Origin of the sequence: Paenibacillus alkaliterrae, assembly GCF_021532375.1 — a bacterium.
GTDB lineage: Bacteria > Bacillota > Bacilli > Paenibacillales > Paenibacillaceae > Pristimantibacillus > Pristimantibacillus alkaliterrae.
Genome location: NZ_JAKGAP010000099.1, coordinates 1 through 15,746 on the forward strand (window position 1 = coordinate 1; position 15,746 = coordinate 15,746).

The following is a 15,746-nucleotide window of genomic DNA, read 5'->3' on the forward strand; positions in this document are numbered from 1 at the left end:
ACTGGGTATTTTATAGGACGCATCGTTATATTCCTCTTTTTGGCATTATCATACCATATCTAGCCATTCTCTACTATTAGCTTTGAGAGACTACTACTTAGTAGGAGGACGAAGATCTATGGATTCCTGGGCTCCCCGACTATGAATCGTATCTATTGCCTCCAGCGAAGTTCTGCAATGACCGGATAATGATCCGATGCGTCGGAAGGATGTACCCTGGCTGAGGCTTGTTCTGTCGGCATGTTTACAAAGATATGATCGATCTCTCCACCATTATCCATGGTAGGCTGCTTGTTCAGTAACGTAATTTTTTGCCATCGGGAGTTCAATCGTTTCATGAAAGGATCGTCCATCTTCATATTAAAGTCCCCAGCCAAGATCGCCGGCTGTTCCAGCTTATCTAAAGCATCCCAAAGAACGGGGAGCTGTTTTATCCGTTCCTTCGTATGTACACCCAAATGGGTATTTACTACGGTAATCGTGTTTTCATTTATTTGCAGTTTTGCGGTTAAGATGCTCCTTCGCTCTTTAGACCCGCCTATATACTGAATTTTTTTTGAAATGATCGGATAGCGGCTCAATATGGCGTTTCCGTATTGGACGATAAACAGGTTCACGCTGGGAGAGAAGCAGGCATGCATCCCGAGCAGTTGAGCCAGCCTCTTCAACTGATCTTGAAAGCCGCTTCGGGGCAAAAAACGGTCCACCCCTTGCAAGGCAACAAGATCCGGATGCGCTTTTGCAATCTCTCCCGCAATACGGCTCAAACTGGTTTTTCCATCCATGCCTTTTCCGTGTCGTATACTGTAGGTCATCACTCTCATATAGTTGCTGGCGTTCATTGAATTCACCGCTTTCCGCTTTATGTAATGACCGGTCTGATTATTAATTTGTACGGAAATATGGATTATTATGCAAATGAGTGCGTTATCGTCCCACAATCAATAATCGAGTTAAAAAAAATAAAGCCCTTGAACTTCTTGTTGGTACCCCAAGGGCTTTGAATTTTGAAGACTCTGCTCAGACGTTTTTTCTAATGGTTTCCATTTGATCTACGTCTCCGCGTGATGCCAAAAGCAGTAGCGCCAACTCCTAAAGCTAATAAAGAAATGATGGTTTTTCGATTATTCATTCTTCCCAGTATGGACGTCATCCGTTGCATAAATTCTCACCACCTCTTGTTAAATTGGCTCATTACAGAGGAACAATCTTTATTCTGCGTAGAGACCTTATCCTTTCATTCAGACAATGTATTACCAGCAATGAGTTCAGGATTAAATCGGCATTATTACGGGCAATTTAAAAGTCACTGGCGCTGGTGTTTCCGCCGCCATCATCTTTTCCTTTTTGGCAGTTTTATTCGTTATGCCCAAAGGATAAATTTGGATGTATGGATATCGTACCGAAAGAGAGAATATAAACAAAAAAGGAGTGAGACTATCTATGTACAAGAACAAGAGTATCGTAAAAATCTTAATCGTAATGATGACAAGCTTGATGTTATTTGCAACAGGATGTACGCTAAATGGTAATAATCAGGTGAGACAGCAGAATATTCGGGACAATGATCGTGGTCCGGAAATCTTTCATGATCGCAACAATGCGGATAACCGGGCTAATCGTCCATTTGGAGATGTCGATAATGGCGGGATTCGCAATGGCAACAACGATGGATTAAGAACGGCTGAGGATCGGGTCGAAGTAGCCGATCGAGCTGCCGAAAACATTACGAAATTAAAGGGCGTCCGTCAGGCCAATGTGCTTGTTACGCGACGTAATGCTTACGTTGCAGCAGCTCTTGATGGCGACCAAAATAAGCTGACGCGCGATATTGAAGATCAGATCGCTAAGCAAGTGAGAGCTGCGGATTCCGATATCCAGAATGTCTATGTATCCACGAATCCGCAGTTTGTGGACCGCATCAATGGATATGTCGATGACGTTCAACAAGGAAGGCCTGTTGTCGGATTTATGGAAGAGTTTAATGAGATAGTGGCAAGAATATTTCCGAATGCGAGATAGATCCTGACTCGATGCATGAAATCCCATATGAAAAATAGACCATCAAATTGATGGTCTATTTTTGTTTTCCACTTCATGATTCTTACACAGAAAAACAGCCATGTTCGTATGAACATGGCTGTTTCCTCATTCTTAGAAACCTTTGTATTGCGGCTCTTCATTTTCTAACTGCTGTACTCGGCCTTCGACTTGCTGCAGAATTTGTTGGGTTTGCTCGGCCGCGTTTGTAAAAAGAGTTTTTGCCTCTTGATTTTGGGTGCTCAAAGCGAATTGTTCTAAGCTGGCCTGAGCGCTTTTTAATGAAGCGACACATGTTTTAACTTGGGAAGCTACTGTCATTTTGATTCAACTCCTTTAATCAATCAAGGCCAATGCGAACGAATTTACTGCTATTCCTATCCAGGCAACGAATATAATGTATCCCGTTTTTTCGGAATCATACACCAAATGAGAACAAAAAAAGATTTACATTTCAATGAATAAAAAGACGGAAAACTGACGATCTTGCTTATGTATGATTTACCACTAAGTGGGAATAAAAACTTCTTGCAAAGAATAAAGGGGACTATATGATGCCAGATTGGATACATGTTGCACTGCGGACATTGTTAGCGATTTTCATACTTTTTATGATGACCAAGCTAATGGGAAAGCGACAAGTTTCCCAGCTATCCTTTTTTGAATACATAACCGGGATCACGGTTGGAAGCATAGCTGCCTATATTTCATTAGATATTGAAGAAAATTGGTATTTAGGTATCGTTTCATTGTCTGTATGGGCAGCCGTTTCCTTAGGATTCGAGTTTTTACAACTCAAGAGTAAAAAAGCAAGGGAGATTATCGATAGTAAAGCAACGGTGTTGATTAAAGATGGAAAAATTCTGGAGGATAATCTCAAGAAGGAACGACTTTCCACCGACGAACTGATGGAACAGCTGCGAAAAAAAAATGTATTCCAAGCAGCGAACGTACAATTTGCGGTAATGGAACCGAGTGGAGACATCAACGTCCTGCTAACGAAAGAAAATCAACCACTAACACCCAAGCACTTAGGCATCAAAGTAGGCCCCGAACAGGAACCGCAGGTAGTCGTTATGGATGGAGAGATCATGGATGAACCATTGGCTAAAATGGGACTTAACCGGGAATGGCTGGATACGGAACTCGAAACGATAGGTGTCGCAATAGAAAACGTGTTTCTTGGCCAGGTAGATGCCTACGGCCAGCTTTATGTTGATTTATTTGACGATCAGATCAAAGTCCCTGAGCCTCAGAAAAAAGCTTCTTTGCTGGCGACTTTAAAAAAATGTGAAGCGGATCTCGAAATGTTCAGTCTATCCACGAAAGCGCCAAAAGCAAAGAAAATGTATGAAGAATGTGCAAAAGAGCTGGAACGGGTCATTGAGGAAGTCAAACCGCTGCTCATTCGTTAGATAAGATGAATCAGGAGGATTAACAATGGCCAATAACAAGATGAAAAAAGCAACGCCCGTTCAACAGGAATATCAAAAACTCGCTAAACAGCTTGAACCGAAACGGCCCCTATTCCAGAACTGCTGGCGTGCGTTTCTTGCCGGGGGATCGATTTGTGTGGTTGGACAAGCAATTCAGGATATGTTTGTTCATTGGGTCGGCTTTAATGAGAAAGAAGCATCCAATCCCACTGTGGCCGTGTTAATTCTCATTTCTGTTATTTTAACGAGCCTCGGTGTATACGACAAATTCGCGCAATGGGCGGGTGCCGGTTCGGCTGTTCCCGTTACCGGTTTTGCAAATTCGATGGCATCCGCCGCTATTGAACATCGCAGTGAAGGATTGGTTTTAGGCGTTGGCGGAAAAATGTTCAAACTTGCAGGGCCGGTTATTGTCTTTGGAACTGTCGCGGCATTTTTTGTTGGTATCGTCACGTTAGTGTTTAAGGGTACTGGAGGAGGACACTGATATGCTAAAAGGGCATCAAAGTTGGATCTTTGAAAATAAACCGGTTATTCGTGCATCGGCTACCGTGGTTGGCCCGTTTGAAGGCATGGGTCCCCTTGCCCGCGATTTTGACATCATACATGGTGACTCCATGCTGGAAGAAGAAAGCTGGGAAAAAGCCGAAAAAGTTTTGATCGAACAAGCCGCAAAACTGGCGATTGAAAAAGCAGGGATAACCAAGGAACAAGTTCAATTTCATATCGGCGGCGATTTGATGAATCAAATTATCAGCACCAGCTTTGCAGCCCGCACTCTGTCGATTCCCTATCTTGGCGTGTTCGGTGCTTGTTCAACCTCGATGGAAAGCCTTGCACTTGCGTCCGCTCTCGTTAATGGCGGAGCTGCGAAATTCATACTGGCTGGGACCTGCAGTCATAATGCAAGCGCAGAGAAGCAGTTCCGATATCCGACGGAATACGGTTCGCAAAAGCCGCCAACTGCCCAATATACTGTGACGGGTGCCGGTGCATCGATCGTTTCGCAGGAAGGAGAAGGACCTGTTGTCGCGTCAGCGACCATTGGCCGGGTTATCGATATGGGAATTACGGATCCGTTTAATATGGGGGCAGCTATGGCACCCGCTGCGGTTGACACCATTCAAGCACATTTTCGGGATTTACAAATCGAGCCCGGTTATTATGATCTGATCGTGACAGGCGATCTGGCCAAGGTAGGCTATGAGATTGCCTGCAAATTGTTTGAAAAACACAATTTTCCAATTCATCAAACGGAGTATGCCGACTGCGGCATGATGATTTACGACTACGATACTCAGATGGTACAGGCAGGTGCGAGCGGTTGCGGCTGTTCGGCCGTTGTCACCTACGGTCATTTACTGAAACGGATGCGTAAGGGAGAAATCAAACGCATGCTTGTTGTTGCGACAGGGGCGCTCTTATCGCCGCTTTCGTTTCAACAAAGTGAAAGTATTCCTAGTATCGCGCATGCTGTAGCGATTGAAGCAGGAGGGAATCTGACATGATCTATTTATGGGCCTTTCTTGTAGGGGGGGCAATTTGCGTCTTCGGCCAGCTTTGTTTCGATGTGTTTAAACTGACACCAGCGCATACCATGACGTTACTCGTCGTGCTGGGAGCAGTCGGCGACGGACTTGGCTTGTATGACCCGCTCGTTAAATTTGCCGGAGCCGGCGCTTCCGTTCCGATCACTAGTTTTGGGAACGCTCTGGTTCACGGCGCTTTGGAGGAATTACAGGAAACCGGATGGATCGGAGTCATTACCGGAATATTCAAGGTAACCAGCGCAGGTATTTCGGCAGCCATTATTTTCTCATTTTTGGCAGCCTTGCTGGTTAAGCCAAAAGGATAAGGCAGAAGAGAGCAATAGGCAAAAAAGGCCTCGATCCTTTATGTGAATAAAGAATCGAGGCCTTTTTCACCGCCCTCCAATTGGAGGGCGGTTTTTAGCATATAGATGATTAACGGGTCACAGCAAAATATAAATACATATAAAAGCGATTGCCGCGTGGTATGCGGTGTTGATCCAATCCTTCCGTTTCAAATCAAGCTGCACCATGACATAAACGGATCTTAAAGCAATGATTAATAAGGCAATCTGGTATAAGAAAACAGGCATGATCCATTCCTCCTTAATCTGTTTACTTTAGGCTATGATAGCCTTAAAATAAATAAGACTGGTATAAGGAGGAAAATAATGGCCGTCAGCCCGTTAATGAACGGTAGCAGTCGGTAGGTCCAGAGCCGTTCTCGGATACTTATAATCGTTTCGGTAGCAGTTGGTACCATGGTCATACGTTGATTGTGAAAGCTTATGTGAAATTTCAAAAATAGAGAGCTCCGGATTTACATGCAAGTTGGATTCGAAAAAGGAACAGCTGTGAAAGTTAAAGTCTAACGTTGTAATAATAATAACGCAATTCGTAAACGTGCACCCAATAAAGCTAAATCCGTCAAAAACAATCGTTTCGTTCTTAAAATGTTCGTTCGCTATTGTATTCATATCAACGCTCCTATTCTATGATGGACAACTTGATATATATTGTAGCAGATGATAAGCGTAAAATTTGTCAAAACTTGCATTGCAAAATAAAAAGTTAACGACATAAAATCGACTCGTCCGAGCAAATGAAAATCATTGTAGTAAGCTGATGCTGCCTTAGATATTCACCTATTGACGATTTACTGAGTATGTTAAGTCAGATGAGACTTAAATTTTATGGAGGTATTCGGATGGGGTATTATGTTGAAGTAGAACCGGGTGTAAATATATACGTGGAGGACGTTAACCCGAGCAGCGCGAAGACGATCCTGTTTATTCACGGCTGGCCGGCAAATCATAAACTGTTCGAATATCAATTCGATGTGCTTCCCGCGCTTGGCTACCGCTGCATTGGGATAGATCTTAGAGGCTTTGGAAAATCCGATAAGCCATGGCTCGGCTATTCCTATGATCGTTTGGCAGATGATGTCCGTGCCGTCGTAGATGCGCTCAAGCTGCAATCCTTCACTCTTGTCGGGCGTCGCTCAGCGGTTTAAGATGATACATAATAGACAAAGCAAGAGAATATGATTGAAAAAAAAGGTGGAGGTTGTTGCCTATGAACCAAGAAGCTGGCTTTTGGATCCGGTTAGGGGCAAATGTGTTAGATGCGATCATTCTTGCCGTCCCTTTGACCATCTTGTCTTTCATCATTTCTGGAGGGGACGGCAAAGAGTATTTTACGAATATTTTGTCCTTTTTGTATTCCTTGCTTGTACCTGTCCTTTGGAAGGGCTATACCATCGGAAAGCGCATTTGCAGAATTCGAATAAGAAGGGTCGCCGATCACTCGCCTCCCGGTATAGGCACGATGCTTTTACGTGTAGTAGTCTCAGGCATCGTATATGGTCTGACGTTAGGAATTGGTGTGATTGTAAGTGCATTCATGATCGCTTTAAGGGAGGATAAACGAGCGATTCACGATTTTATTGCCGGTACGGAAGTTGTACATGATTAAGCGGAATCTGAAGGAAGGCAAGCGGGGAATGCAATCGCTGTCAACGATTGCATTCCCCTTTTTTGATTGCTCAACTTAAGCGGTTGAATACGGTATACAGATTGCATTCTCGATGTACGGCTGAATGCTCAGCTTCATTACCGGAATTTGCAGCGCATCAGGATCAATATCCAGCTTCGATAGAGAAGATGATGGAAATGGGTTGGAAGGAACAAAATCTGTCATGAAACCTAACGCTAATCTTAATATCGATCCCCCCAGAATGGGCAGAGCAACGAGATTAGCTTTCTCTACGGGACTCACCGGATAGTCGTCCGGCAATAATGACGGCGAGCGGCCCGATTAACACCCAGATCATAAAGCTATCGAAATCTCTCCATGTGCTATCTTTTCAAACCTAATAAGGCTCTATTTGTGTTCCTGACTAGAATTATAGATTTGCGTAATGTATGTGTCAATATACCTTACACATATTTTGAGTATAAAAATATTTAAAATCTGTTGTAAGATATATTGACATATAAAACGGCATGCACTAATCTTACATTATATATGGAGTACGGCAGAGTGGCGTGCTGTCTCTTCCGGCAAGGATGCCTTTTCCCCGATGCGCGGGAAAGGGTTTTTAATGCTTATTAACACGTTTGCATTTTCGCTAAGGAGGGTTACCATGTCGGTCATAAACGCAATTCAGCCATTAACCGCTTCCGTATCCATTGCCATTATGAAGCTGATCAGAGAAATGAGGGAGCCTTCCTGCGAAACGGTCCCAATAGATGAAGCGACTAATCGGGTGCTTGCATGTGATATCGAAAGCCCGTTCTCATTACCGCCATTTCGCAGGGCAGCCATGGACGGTTATGCGATCTGCTCCGCCGCTTCCTTGAGTGCCAGTAAGGATCAGCCGGTACGTTTGACGGTCCGCGACGAAATTCGTTCCGGGCAATCCGACCCCGGCTGCGACCTTGAAGCCGGCATCATGGATGCGATACGCATCTTCACCGGAGCGCCGGTCCCTAAAGGCTGCGATACGATCGTTATGCAAGAGGCAGTCAACCCGCGAAGCGGACTGCGAGGCATTCCTTCCATTCAAATCGATAGGCCATATCCAAAGGGGCAGCACATTGCCGAGAAGGGCGAGGATGTTCCGCAGGGTCTGAAAATTTTATTCCGCGGTACAACCATCAAAGCAAAGGAAATCGCTGTACTCGCTTCCTTCGGCTTCACGGAAGTAACCGTCTATCGTAAACCCGCAGTCGCGATCCTTCCTGTAGGGGATGAATTAACTCTGCCTGGAGAGGAATTAAAATCCGGACGCATCTATGACGCGAACAGTTATATGATTAGTGCCCGGCTGCGCGAGCTTGGGGCAAGCGTTATACGCTGCTCGCCGGTACCGGACTGCAAGCCTTCTATTGAAACGGCGATGAAAGATGCGCTGGAACGGGCAGATCTGGTCATTACGACCGGGGGTGTATCGGTTGGCGATTATGATTACGTGAAGCTTGCCGCCGAAAGCATCGGAGGAGAGCCTTTGTTTACGAAGGTCGTTATGCGGCCGGGTACGCCGACCTCCGCTTATCAATTTCAATCTAAGCTGCTCATATGTTTATCCGGCAACCCGTCCGCATGCTTCGCCGGTTTGGAGCTGCTCGTCCGGCCGGTCGCCCTAAAGGCAACCGGAAGGAATGAATACCGATCTGAATGGATCGACGGACGATTAATCGATTCCATTACTAAACCATCGCCTTATCCGAGGTATGCCAGAGCTTTCGTATATCGCGCAGATAAAGAGTGGATGGTTGAGCCCTTGCGTCATGATAAATCGGGTAATGTGGCAGCTTTCGCCAGAGCGAATGCGCTTGTGCTCATTCCAGCCGGAGGCGCTGGCGCCTCCGCAGGCGAAGAGGTTCGTTTTGTATCCTTATCTATTTAGTAAATTGCAAGAGTGGATGTGAACATACATGGAGAGAAAAAGACTGGTCGTGATCGGAAATGGCATGGCGGGCGTCAAATGCGTAGAAGAAATATATAAGCTTGACTCTCAGCGCTTTCACATTACGATTTTCGGAAACGAGCCTCGACCGAATTATAACCGAATCCTTTTGTCAAAGGTGCTGCAGGGCGATTCCGCAATAGAGGATATTATTATTAATGATTGGTCTTGGTATGAAGAAAAGGGAATTCGCCTATTTACGGGAGAAACCGTCGTTCGCATTCAAACCGGTTCTAAGTATGTGGAGACGTTATCGGGCTTGCGGGCGGAATACGATTCTCTTATTATCGCAACGGGCTCTTCGGCATTCATTCCGTCGATTATTGGCGTTCAAAAGTCGGGCGTCATATCGTTCCGTAATATAGATGACTGCAATACGATGATGGATTATGCGAAAAAATACCGCAAAGCCGCCGTTATCGGAGGAGGCCTGTTAGGGCTTGAAGCAGCTAGAGGCTTGCTGAATCTAGGCATGGAAACGGATGTCATCCACAACGCGCCTTACCTGATGAATAGGCAGCTCGACCGTATGTCAGCAGAATTGCTGCGCAAGGAGCTTGAGCAGCAAGGGATGCGTTTTTGGTTAAACAAAGAGACGGAGAGCATTACGGGCAGAAGCAGAGCGAAGGGTATACGATTTTCGACAGGCGCCACCTTGGAAGCGGATTTAGTCGTCATATCGGTTGGCATAAGGCCAAACATTGAGCTTGCGCGCAGCAGCGGCATAGAGACTAACAGAGCGATTGTTGTCGATGATTACATGCGCACCAGCATCCCTGGCGTATACGCGGTCGGCGAATGCGCCGAGCATCGGGGGATCGCCTACGGCCTTGTTGCTCCATTATATGAGCAAGGGAAGGTGCTGGCCCGGGTGATCTGCAATCAGGAATCGAATCCATATACAGGCTCGGTCCCTTATGCTCAGCTCAAAGTATCGGGCGTGGAAGTATTTTCGGCAGGCGATATTCGTGAGGATGAAGCGGATACGGCGCTGCAAACGTATGACGGCATACGCGGCACCTACAAAAAAGTAACGATGAGAGGCGGAATCGTTCGCGGAGCCATTTTGTTCGGAGATACATCGGAAGGTACTTCATTACTCGGATTAGTGAAGAGGGAAGCGCCGGTATCAGCGCTGTCCAATGCTTCGGATAACAGCGGCGGCTCTGATCAAGACGATATCGTAGCGGCTATGCCTGATCGCGAGACGGTCTGCGCATGCAATGCCGTCTGCAAATCGGCAATCATGTGTGCCGTCATAGAAGACGGCTTGCAAACAACCGAACAGGTGCGGGACCGCACGAAGGCATCAAGCTCCTGCGGCGGATGCCGGCCAATGGTTGCGGCTGTCGTGAAATTCGCGCTCCGCCATGGCAAAGAAGGCATGGCTTCATCGGCACCGGCCGTATGCGGGTGTACGGATTTAAGCCATGAGCTGCTTAAGGCAGCGATTGCCGAAAGCGAATTTGCAAATTCGCAGGAAGCTATGCTTGCGCTTGGCTGGCGAGTCGCGTCGGGCTGTCCGGCCTGTAGGCCGGCCATCCATTATTATATAGCCCTTTTACAGCCTATTGCGGATACTAGCCGAACCTTAGCAAGCAGAAGCGAATCGTATGTCGGCCTTTCAGTTGGAATCGTAACCGATGATCAGCAGGAGGAAAGTGCCGGATATGATTCCCGCCTGCTCGGAACGTCTCTTTATAACGCGGGTGAGACCTTGCCTTTTCCAATGCCGATGAGAGCCGTCATTACGTCCGGCATTCACAATCCGGCTGGCGTGCTCGTACATGACATTGGCATAACAGGAGCGCCGGCAGGCTGGGAAATTTATGCGGCGGGACATGCGGAAAATCCGGTCAAGCAAGGACAGTTGATCGGAATAGCGGAAAGCGATTCGCTCGCTTTAGAATATGCCGTGGCTTGCATGCAGCTATACCGGGAAAGAGCCGATTTCGGTGAACCGATGTGGAAATGGATGGAGAGGGAAGGTATTATTGAAATTAGGGAAATACTGTTCGATACCGATTACCGCCTTGAGCTGGCGGACCGGGCAGGCGCTCCCCGTCTATCCTTAAAAAGCGAAGAAAGGCTCGGTGAAGGCATATGCAGCAAATGATAACAGATCCGGCAAGCCGGGAATCGGGCTTTCACGTGGATACGCAATGCCCCTTCTGCAGCGTCCAATGTAAAATCCGCCTGACAAAAAATATACCGTTGCCCGGCACGCAACGCAGCACCTATTCCGTGGAAGGTATCCCGAACGCCGCATCCGAAGGACGCTTGTGCGTGAAAGGGATGAATGCCCACCAGCATGTAACAAGTACGGACCGACTGCTGCAGCCGTTAGTGAAAAAGGATGGCAAGCTAACTCCCGCATCCTGGGAGGAGGCGTTAAATCGTATCCGCGATAATTTCCTTGATGTAAGCGAGCGATATGGCCCCGATGCTATCGGCTTGTACGGCGGAGGCTCGCTAACGAATGAAGCAGCCTATTTGCTCGGAAAATTTGCCCGCATCGCTTTGGGGACAAAATATATCGATTATAACGGCCGCTTCTGTATGTCGGCCGCGGCTTCCGCGGGCAACAAAACGTTTGGAATCGATCGCGGATTAACTTGCAGGCTGTCCGATATTCCGCTTGCTCGCTGCATTATTTTAGCCGGAACAAATATCGCGGAATGCCAGCCTACATTAATGCCTTATTTTACGAAGGCGAAGGAAAATGGAGCCTTCATCATCGTCATCGATCCGAGAGTGACCGCTACGGCCGCCATTGCCGACATTCATCTGCAAATTAAGCCGGGCACTGATGCGGCATTGGCAAACGGAATGCTTAAGGTGCTGCTGAGCGAGAGCCTGCTGGACGAGACGTTTATTTCGGATCGTACGAACGGTTTTGCCGGTTTGAAGCAGCATTTGGCTGCCGTTGACTTAGATGAAATAGCTGAAATGACGGGCTTGGATAAAGCAATCATTCATAAAGCGGCAGTGACGTACGGTCAGGCTGAGACGGGCATTTTGTTCACGGCAAGAGGTGTCGAGCAGCAGACGGACGGTCATGTTGCCGTTAGAAATTTTTTGAATATCGTGCTGGCTACGGGGAAAATCGGGAAGCCGGGCTGCGGATATGGAGCGATAACCGGTCAAGGCAACGGACAGGGTGGACGGGAGCATGGCCAGAAGAGCGATCAACTGCCGGGCTACCGCAGCATTGATGACGAACAGGATCGTGCCTATGTCGCAAAGGTGTGGGGAGTCGAGTCTCAGGAAATTCCGCGCAAAGGAGTATCCGCCTATGAAATGATGGAGCTTGTTCATCAGGGAGCCATTCGTTCTTTGTTCGTGATGGGCTCCAACCCGGTTGTTTCCAATCCGAATGCTGATTTGGTAGAAGAAGGGTTATCCAAAATTGATTTTCTTGTCGTAGCGGATATGTTTCTGTCGGAGACGGCCCGAATGGCCGATGTCGTACTGCCCGTTACCGCCTATTTAGAAAATGATGGAACATTAACGAATTTGGAAGGCCGCGTACTTCTAAGAGAAACAACGATAGCGGCCCCGGGAGAAACGCGGCATGATTGGAGCATTCTATGCGAATTGGCCGAAATGCTCGGAAAACAACGGTACTTTCCATTTGAATCCGCTGAGCAAATTTTTAATGAGCTAAGACTCGCAAGCCGCGGCGGCTTAGCGGATTATTACGGCATTACGTATGACAGGCTGCGTCGCGATGGCGGCGTATATTGGCCTTGTCCTTCTACGGAGGAAAACGATACAAACGGCATGCTGTTCGAGCAAGCCTTCGCTCATGCAGACGGCAAAGCCATTTTCCATCCTGTTCAAAGCAGACTGCCGCAAGAGATCCCGGATGAGCAATTTCCGCTAACAATGACCAATGGAAGAGTGCTCTCTCACTATTTAACTGGCGTGCAGACGCGCCGAAGCCCGTCTTTAGCCGCGCGCAGCGTAGAGAACTTCATTGAGCTTCATCCGCGAACGGCCAGAAAATATAAGATCGAGGATGGCGAGTGGGTCGAGGTTAGCTCCCGCAGAGGCAGCTTCAGCGTTCGCAGCCGCATTACGGATAAGATCCGGGAGGATACTCTGTTTGTTCCCATGCACTGGGGCGGCGTGCAAAATGTGAATAAGGCAACCAGCCCGGAGCTTGATCCAAACTGTAAAATGCCAGGCTTTAAAACGTCCGCGGTATCGATAAGGCCTCTTCGTTAGAGGCGGCCTTACAGGGAAAGGCCATTGCAAGAATAGCTCTACTGTGCCGCGATTTCGCGGCTATTTTTGTTAGTTCAGTTACTTTCATGGTTAAATTTAGATATAATAATAAAGGCTCTTGTTATAGATTGACTATGTATATAAGATAAATTGAGTATGTACATCATAATCTAAGGTGGAGTAGTAAATGGATAATGAAATTAGTTCTAAGCAAAAGGTCCCCCTATTTATCGTAACAGGTTCTAGTGGATCGGGGAAAACCTACGTTATCAATGAACTGCGAAGAATATTGCCAAATTTTGATATCTTTGATATCGATAATCTCCGCGAGGTAGGTATTTCAGATGAGCAACAAATACGAAACGTTTGGCTTCGGGTTGCGCGAAATACTGCTGAGAGTGGACGGATGACTATAATATGTGGAACAGCAATGACTTGGGATATTGAAAAATGTATTGACTTTCCTTATTTTAAACATGTATATTACCTGAATTTACATTGTGATGATGAAACTCGTGAGAAACGATTACGTGAAAGAAATTGGCCAGAAGAAATGATTCAAGACTACAAGAAATTTGCAAAATGGTTGTTTGAAAATGCGGATAAGGAATATACCCCATCGATGCCGATCGTTGATACTACGAATGCCGACGTAGCTGATGTAGCGGCTCAAATAAAAAAATGGGTTCTTCAATACATTTGAACTATCGGAGAACGCTAGGTGCACATCTAGATGTGATGCATAAAGCATTTAATATAACGTGGTGGCTGCCAATGTGATTTTTGATGAGTTTCACACTAGTAATCTATGATTTAGTCAGGTGGGTGAATGATATTGGATGCAAGGATAAGACTGGCGAGCCGAAGTGATGCAAATCAACTTTCAAGGCTTAATCAAGAGTTTAACGGAGGTGACCAAGGCCTTCTGCGGACATAATTGAGAGCCTAAATGACAGCGCTGAATTGATTGCTGTAGCAGAAATAGGTGGCAAAGTCGTTGGTTTTGGTTGCGCTCAGAGTTTTCGATCATTCTGTTATAACGGACTTCAAGGAGAGATTACCGAATTGTATGTTGCGGAAGCTGCTCGAAGAAAGGGCATTGCCACTTCATTAATATTTTATTTGGAAGAAAACTTAAAAAAACGCGGAGTGAAAAGTGTTAAAGTACTAACAGGAAGAAGAAACAATGCTGCGATTAAAACCTATGAACAATGCAACTATCATCAGGATGATGAGCTCTTGTTGAAGAAAAAGTTGTAGGACTCCACTAACGGGTACGTTAGTTCAGCGATCCAGGGAGCAGTTTGCCGCCGCGGCAGTTGCTCCTTCTGTCATTAAGCTGAAGGGCAGTTTTGTTATAAGAGTAAACGAGAGAAGAATTGAGGGTAAAACATGTATATTCCTTCACACTTTCACATTGATGAAATAAAAGTCGCTTACGACATTATCAAAGAACATAGCTTTGCAACACTGTTTTCACAACAAAATGGAGTACCCTTTGCTACTCATTTACCTTTAATTTTGGATAAGGAGAACAAATACTTATATGGGCATTTTGCACGACCGAATCCTCAGTGGAAGGATATTAGCAATCAAATTGTCTTAGCCATTTTTCATGGTCCACATTGCTATATCTCTCCTTCATGGTATGAAACAAATAAAGCAGTTCCAACATGGAATTATGTGACTGTTCATGTATACGGCGAAGTCAAACTTATTGATGATGAAAAAGAGTTAATGGATTCCTTGCATGAAATGGTATTGAAGTATGAAGCCCCTGATAGTTCATATAGATTGCAAGATGTAGACGCAGACTTTATCGCTGGGATGAATAAAGGGATTCAAGGATTCAAAATAAGAATCAACAAGATAGAGGGAAAAGCAAAGTTAAGCCAAAACCATCCAGTACAACGGCAAGAACTTGTCATTAATCAACTGGAACGGATTCAAAATGGAGACGAACAAAAGATTGCCTCTCTTATGAAAGCAAACCTAAAAAAATAACTTTAGGTTATTGAACTAACGGGTACGTACGACAAGTTCTGCTATAAGCGCCTAACAGCGTGAAATGCAGGAGATTAAAACATTAATCTTAACTTTACAACCGAGGATGGGAATGACGGAACCATGTTTCCTGAAACCATCCCGCCAATACTCCTGCGTGCGTCATGGCTGACAGGTCATGGGGTATGAAGTACAGGTGGAGTCGGCAGAACGGAGGCTAGAGCCATTCGAATAAGGTATGCCAACGGATATGCCGCGCGGCTGAGAAACTGGATATGGTGAGAATCGTTCCATAATAAAGGAACTGACGAACAACCGAATGTACGGGTCTAAAGTTAGAACATATGGAAACCTATGTACCATCCAACGATGGGGTGAGCGGCGTAAAGTAAAAATTGTTCCTCTGAAATACGCTATACCGGACTATGGCGGCATCAAACACACAGGCCTAGAGGGAGCACCTAAGTTCAGAACGGAAAGCTAGGTCGTAAGGGACTTGGAAAGCAAGGAACGCTGTAACAAGGGCTGTCACCCGAA

The 15,746-nt window shown here is 46.1% G+C and carries 15 protein-coding genes and 3 pseudogenes; 14 read left to right on the top strand and 4 right to left on the bottom strand.

Translation table 11 applies throughout. From position 1 onward, the window contains the following. Nucleotides 1–152 precede the first annotated feature (152 nt). On the bottom strand, nt 153–842 hold the full coding sequence (locus L1N85_RS25180; protein ID WP_235241777.1) for an endonuclease/exonuclease/phosphatase family protein: 690 nt from the start codon (nt 840–842) through the stop codon (nt 153–155). A gap of 436 nt (nt 843–1,278) precedes the next feature. Here L1N85_RS25180 and L1N85_RS25185 point away from each other — a divergent pair. Continuing rightward, nucleotides 1,279–1,380: pseudogene (locus L1N85_RS25185) on the top strand (stage V sporulation protein AE); the annotation flags it as partial. 63 nt (nt 1,381–1,443) lie between these two features. After that, nucleotides 1,444–2,022, top strand: coding sequence for a YhcN/YlaJ family sporulation lipoprotein (locus tag L1N85_RS25190; RefSeq protein ID WP_235241778.1), 579 nt, complete (start codon nt 1,444–1,446; stop codon nt 2,020–2,022). Nucleotides 2,023–2,154: 132 nt separating this feature from the next. Here L1N85_RS25190 and L1N85_RS25195 read toward each other — a convergent pair whose 3' ends face one another. Further along, nucleotides 2,155–2,361 (bottom strand): DUF1657 domain-containing protein, encoded by a 207-nt coding sequence (locus tag L1N85_RS25195; RefSeq protein WP_235241779.1) that lies wholly within the window; start codon nt 2,359–2,361, stop codon nt 2,155–2,157. A gap of 233 nt (nt 2,362–2,594) precedes the next feature. Between L1N85_RS25195 and L1N85_RS25200 the strand changes: the two genes are divergently transcribed. From L1N85_RS25200 to spoVAE, 4 genes are read left to right on the top strand one after another with little or no spacing between them, the layout of a single operon-like run. Continuing rightward, nucleotides 2,595–3,455, top strand: coding sequence for a DUF421 domain-containing protein (locus tag L1N85_RS25200; RefSeq protein WP_235241791.1), 861 nt, complete (start codon nt 2,595–2,597; stop codon nt 3,453–3,455). A 25-nt stretch (nt 3,456–3,480) separates the two neighbouring features. After that, a complete protein-coding gene (gene spoVAC, locus L1N85_RS25205; RefSeq protein WP_235241780.1) occupies nt 3,481–3,963 on the top strand; it encodes a stage V sporulation protein AC in 483 nt (160 codons plus the stop codon). A gap of 1 nt (nt 3,964) precedes the next feature. Continuing rightward, nucleotides 3,965–4,984 (top strand): stage V sporulation protein AD, encoded by a 1,020-nt coding sequence (gene spoVAD / locus L1N85_RS25210; RefSeq protein ID WP_235241781.1) that lies wholly within the window; start codon nt 3,965–3,967, stop codon nt 4,982–4,984. Continuing rightward, nucleotides 4,981–5,331: a stage V sporulation protein AE gene (gene spoVAE / locus L1N85_RS25215; protein ID WP_235241782.1), complete on the top strand. Its 351-nt coding sequence runs from the start codon at nt 4,981–4,983 to the stop codon at nt 5,329–5,331. The genes spoVAD and spoVAE overlap by 4 nt, the downstream gene beginning before the upstream one ends. Nucleotides 5,332–5,448: 117 nt before the next feature. On the opposite strand, the gene L1N85_RS25220 is transcribed toward spoVAE, so the two are convergent. Then, on the bottom strand, nt 5,449–5,598 hold the full coding sequence (locus L1N85_RS25220) for a hypothetical protein (RefSeq protein ID WP_235241783.1): 150 nt from the start codon (nt 5,596–5,598) through the stop codon (nt 5,449–5,451). Nucleotides 5,599–6,212: 614 nt separating this feature from the next. Here L1N85_RS25220 and L1N85_RS25225 point away from each other — a divergent pair. Together L1N85_RS25225 and L1N85_RS25230 are read left to right on the top strand one after the other, a co-directional pair. Continuing rightward, nucleotides 6,213–6,500 (top strand): annotated as a pseudogene (locus tag L1N85_RS25225) (alpha/beta fold hydrolase); the annotation flags it as partial. 80 nt (nt 6,501–6,580) lie between these two features. Then, on the top strand, nt 6,581–6,979 hold the full coding sequence (locus L1N85_RS25230; RefSeq protein ID WP_235241784.1) for an RDD family protein: 399 nt from the start codon (nt 6,581–6,583) through the stop codon (nt 6,977–6,979). Between the two features lie 210 nt (nt 6,980–7,189). Here the strand turns inward: L1N85_RS25230 and L1N85_RS25235 are convergent. Beyond that, nucleotides 7,190–7,343, bottom strand: a pseudogene (locus L1N85_RS25235) (MFS transporter); the annotation flags it as partial. Between the two features lie 306 nt (nt 7,344–7,649). Here L1N85_RS25235 and L1N85_RS25240 point away from each other — a divergent pair. The 6 genes from L1N85_RS25240 to L1N85_RS25265 all read left to right on the top strand — a co-directional run bounded on the left by L1N85_RS25240 (nt 7,650) and on the right by L1N85_RS25265 (nt 15,209). Beyond that, entirely contained in the window at nt 7,650–8,915 is a 1,266-nt protein-coding gene (locus L1N85_RS25240) for a molybdopterin molybdotransferase MoeA (protein ID WP_235241785.1), read from the top strand. 28 nt (nt 8,916–8,943) lie between these two features. Then, nucleotides 8,944–11,091: a nitrite reductase large subunit NirB gene (gene nirB / locus L1N85_RS25245; RefSeq protein WP_235241786.1), complete on the top strand. Its 2,148-nt coding sequence runs from the start codon at nt 8,944–8,946 to the stop codon at nt 11,089–11,091. Further along, on the top strand, nt 11,079–13,205 hold the full coding sequence (gene nasC / locus L1N85_RS25250; RefSeq protein ID WP_235241787.1) for an assimilatory nitrate reductase catalytic subunit NasC: 2,127 nt from the start codon (nt 11,079–11,081) through the stop codon (nt 13,203–13,205). The genes nirB and nasC overlap by 13 nt, the downstream gene beginning before the upstream one ends. A 187-nt stretch (nt 13,206–13,392) precedes the next feature. Next, nucleotides 13,393–13,908: an AAA family ATPase gene (locus L1N85_RS25255; protein ID WP_235241788.1), complete on the top strand. Its 516-nt coding sequence runs from the start codon at nt 13,393–13,395 to the stop codon at nt 13,906–13,908. 260 nt (nt 13,909–14,168) lie between these two features. Further along, on the top strand, nt 14,169–14,465 hold the full coding sequence (locus L1N85_RS25260; protein ID WP_235241789.1) for a GNAT family N-acetyltransferase: 297 nt from the start codon (nt 14,169–14,171) through the stop codon (nt 14,463–14,465). A gap of 132 nt (nt 14,466–14,597) precedes the next feature. Further along, nucleotides 14,598–15,209, top strand: coding sequence for an FMN-binding negative transcriptional regulator (locus L1N85_RS25265; protein WP_235241790.1), 612 nt, complete (start codon nt 14,598–14,600; stop codon nt 15,207–15,209). The last annotated feature ends 537 nt before the right edge of the window (nt 15,210–15,746 follow it).

Coding starts and splice junctions, on each gene's coding strand:
- L1N85_RS25180 (WP_235241777.1), bottom strand. CDS start 842: ATGAACGCCAGCAACTATATGAGAGTGATGACCTACAGTATACGACAC.
- L1N85_RS25190 (WP_235241778.1), top strand. CDS start 1,444: ATGTACAAGAACAAGAGTATCGTAAAAATCTTAATCGTAATGATGACA.
- L1N85_RS25195 (WP_235241779.1), bottom strand. CDS start 2,361: ATGACAGTAGCTTCCCAAGTTAAAACATGTGTCGCTTCATTAAAAAGC.
- L1N85_RS25200 (WP_235241791.1), top strand. CDS start 2,595: ATGCCAGATTGGATACATGTTGCACTGCGGACATTGTTAGCGATTTTC.
- spoVAC (WP_235241780.1), top strand. CDS start 3,481: ATGGCCAATAACAAGATGAAAAAAGCAACGCCCGTTCAACAGGAATAT.
- spoVAD (WP_235241781.1), top strand. CDS start 3,965: ATGCTAAAAGGGCATCAAAGTTGGATCTTTGAAAATAAACCGGTTATT.
- spoVAE (WP_235241782.1), top strand. CDS start 4,981: ATGATCTATTTATGGGCCTTTCTTGTAGGGGGGGCAATTTGCGTCTTC.
- L1N85_RS25220 (WP_235241783.1), bottom strand. CDS start 5,598: ATGCCTGTTTTCTTATACCAGATTGCCTTATTAATCATTGCTTTAAGA.
- L1N85_RS25230 (WP_235241784.1), top strand. CDS start 6,581: ATGAACCAAGAAGCTGGCTTTTGGATCCGGTTAGGGGCAAATGTGTTA.
- L1N85_RS25240 (WP_235241785.1), top strand. CDS start 7,650: ATGTCGGTCATAAACGCAATTCAGCCATTAACCGCTTCCGTATCCATT.
- nirB (WP_235241786.1), top strand. CDS start 8,944: ATGGAGAGAAAAAGACTGGTCGTGATCGGAAATGGCATGGCGGGCGTC.
- nasC (WP_235241787.1), top strand. CDS start 11,079: ATGCAGCAAATGATAACAGATCCGGCAAGCCGGGAATCGGGCTTTCAC.
- L1N85_RS25255 (WP_235241788.1), top strand. CDS start 13,393: ATGGATAATGAAATTAGTTCTAAGCAAAAGGTCCCCCTATTTATCGTA.
- L1N85_RS25265 (WP_235241790.1), top strand. CDS start 14,598: ATGTATATTCCTTCACACTTTCACATTGATGAAATAAAAGTCGCTTAC.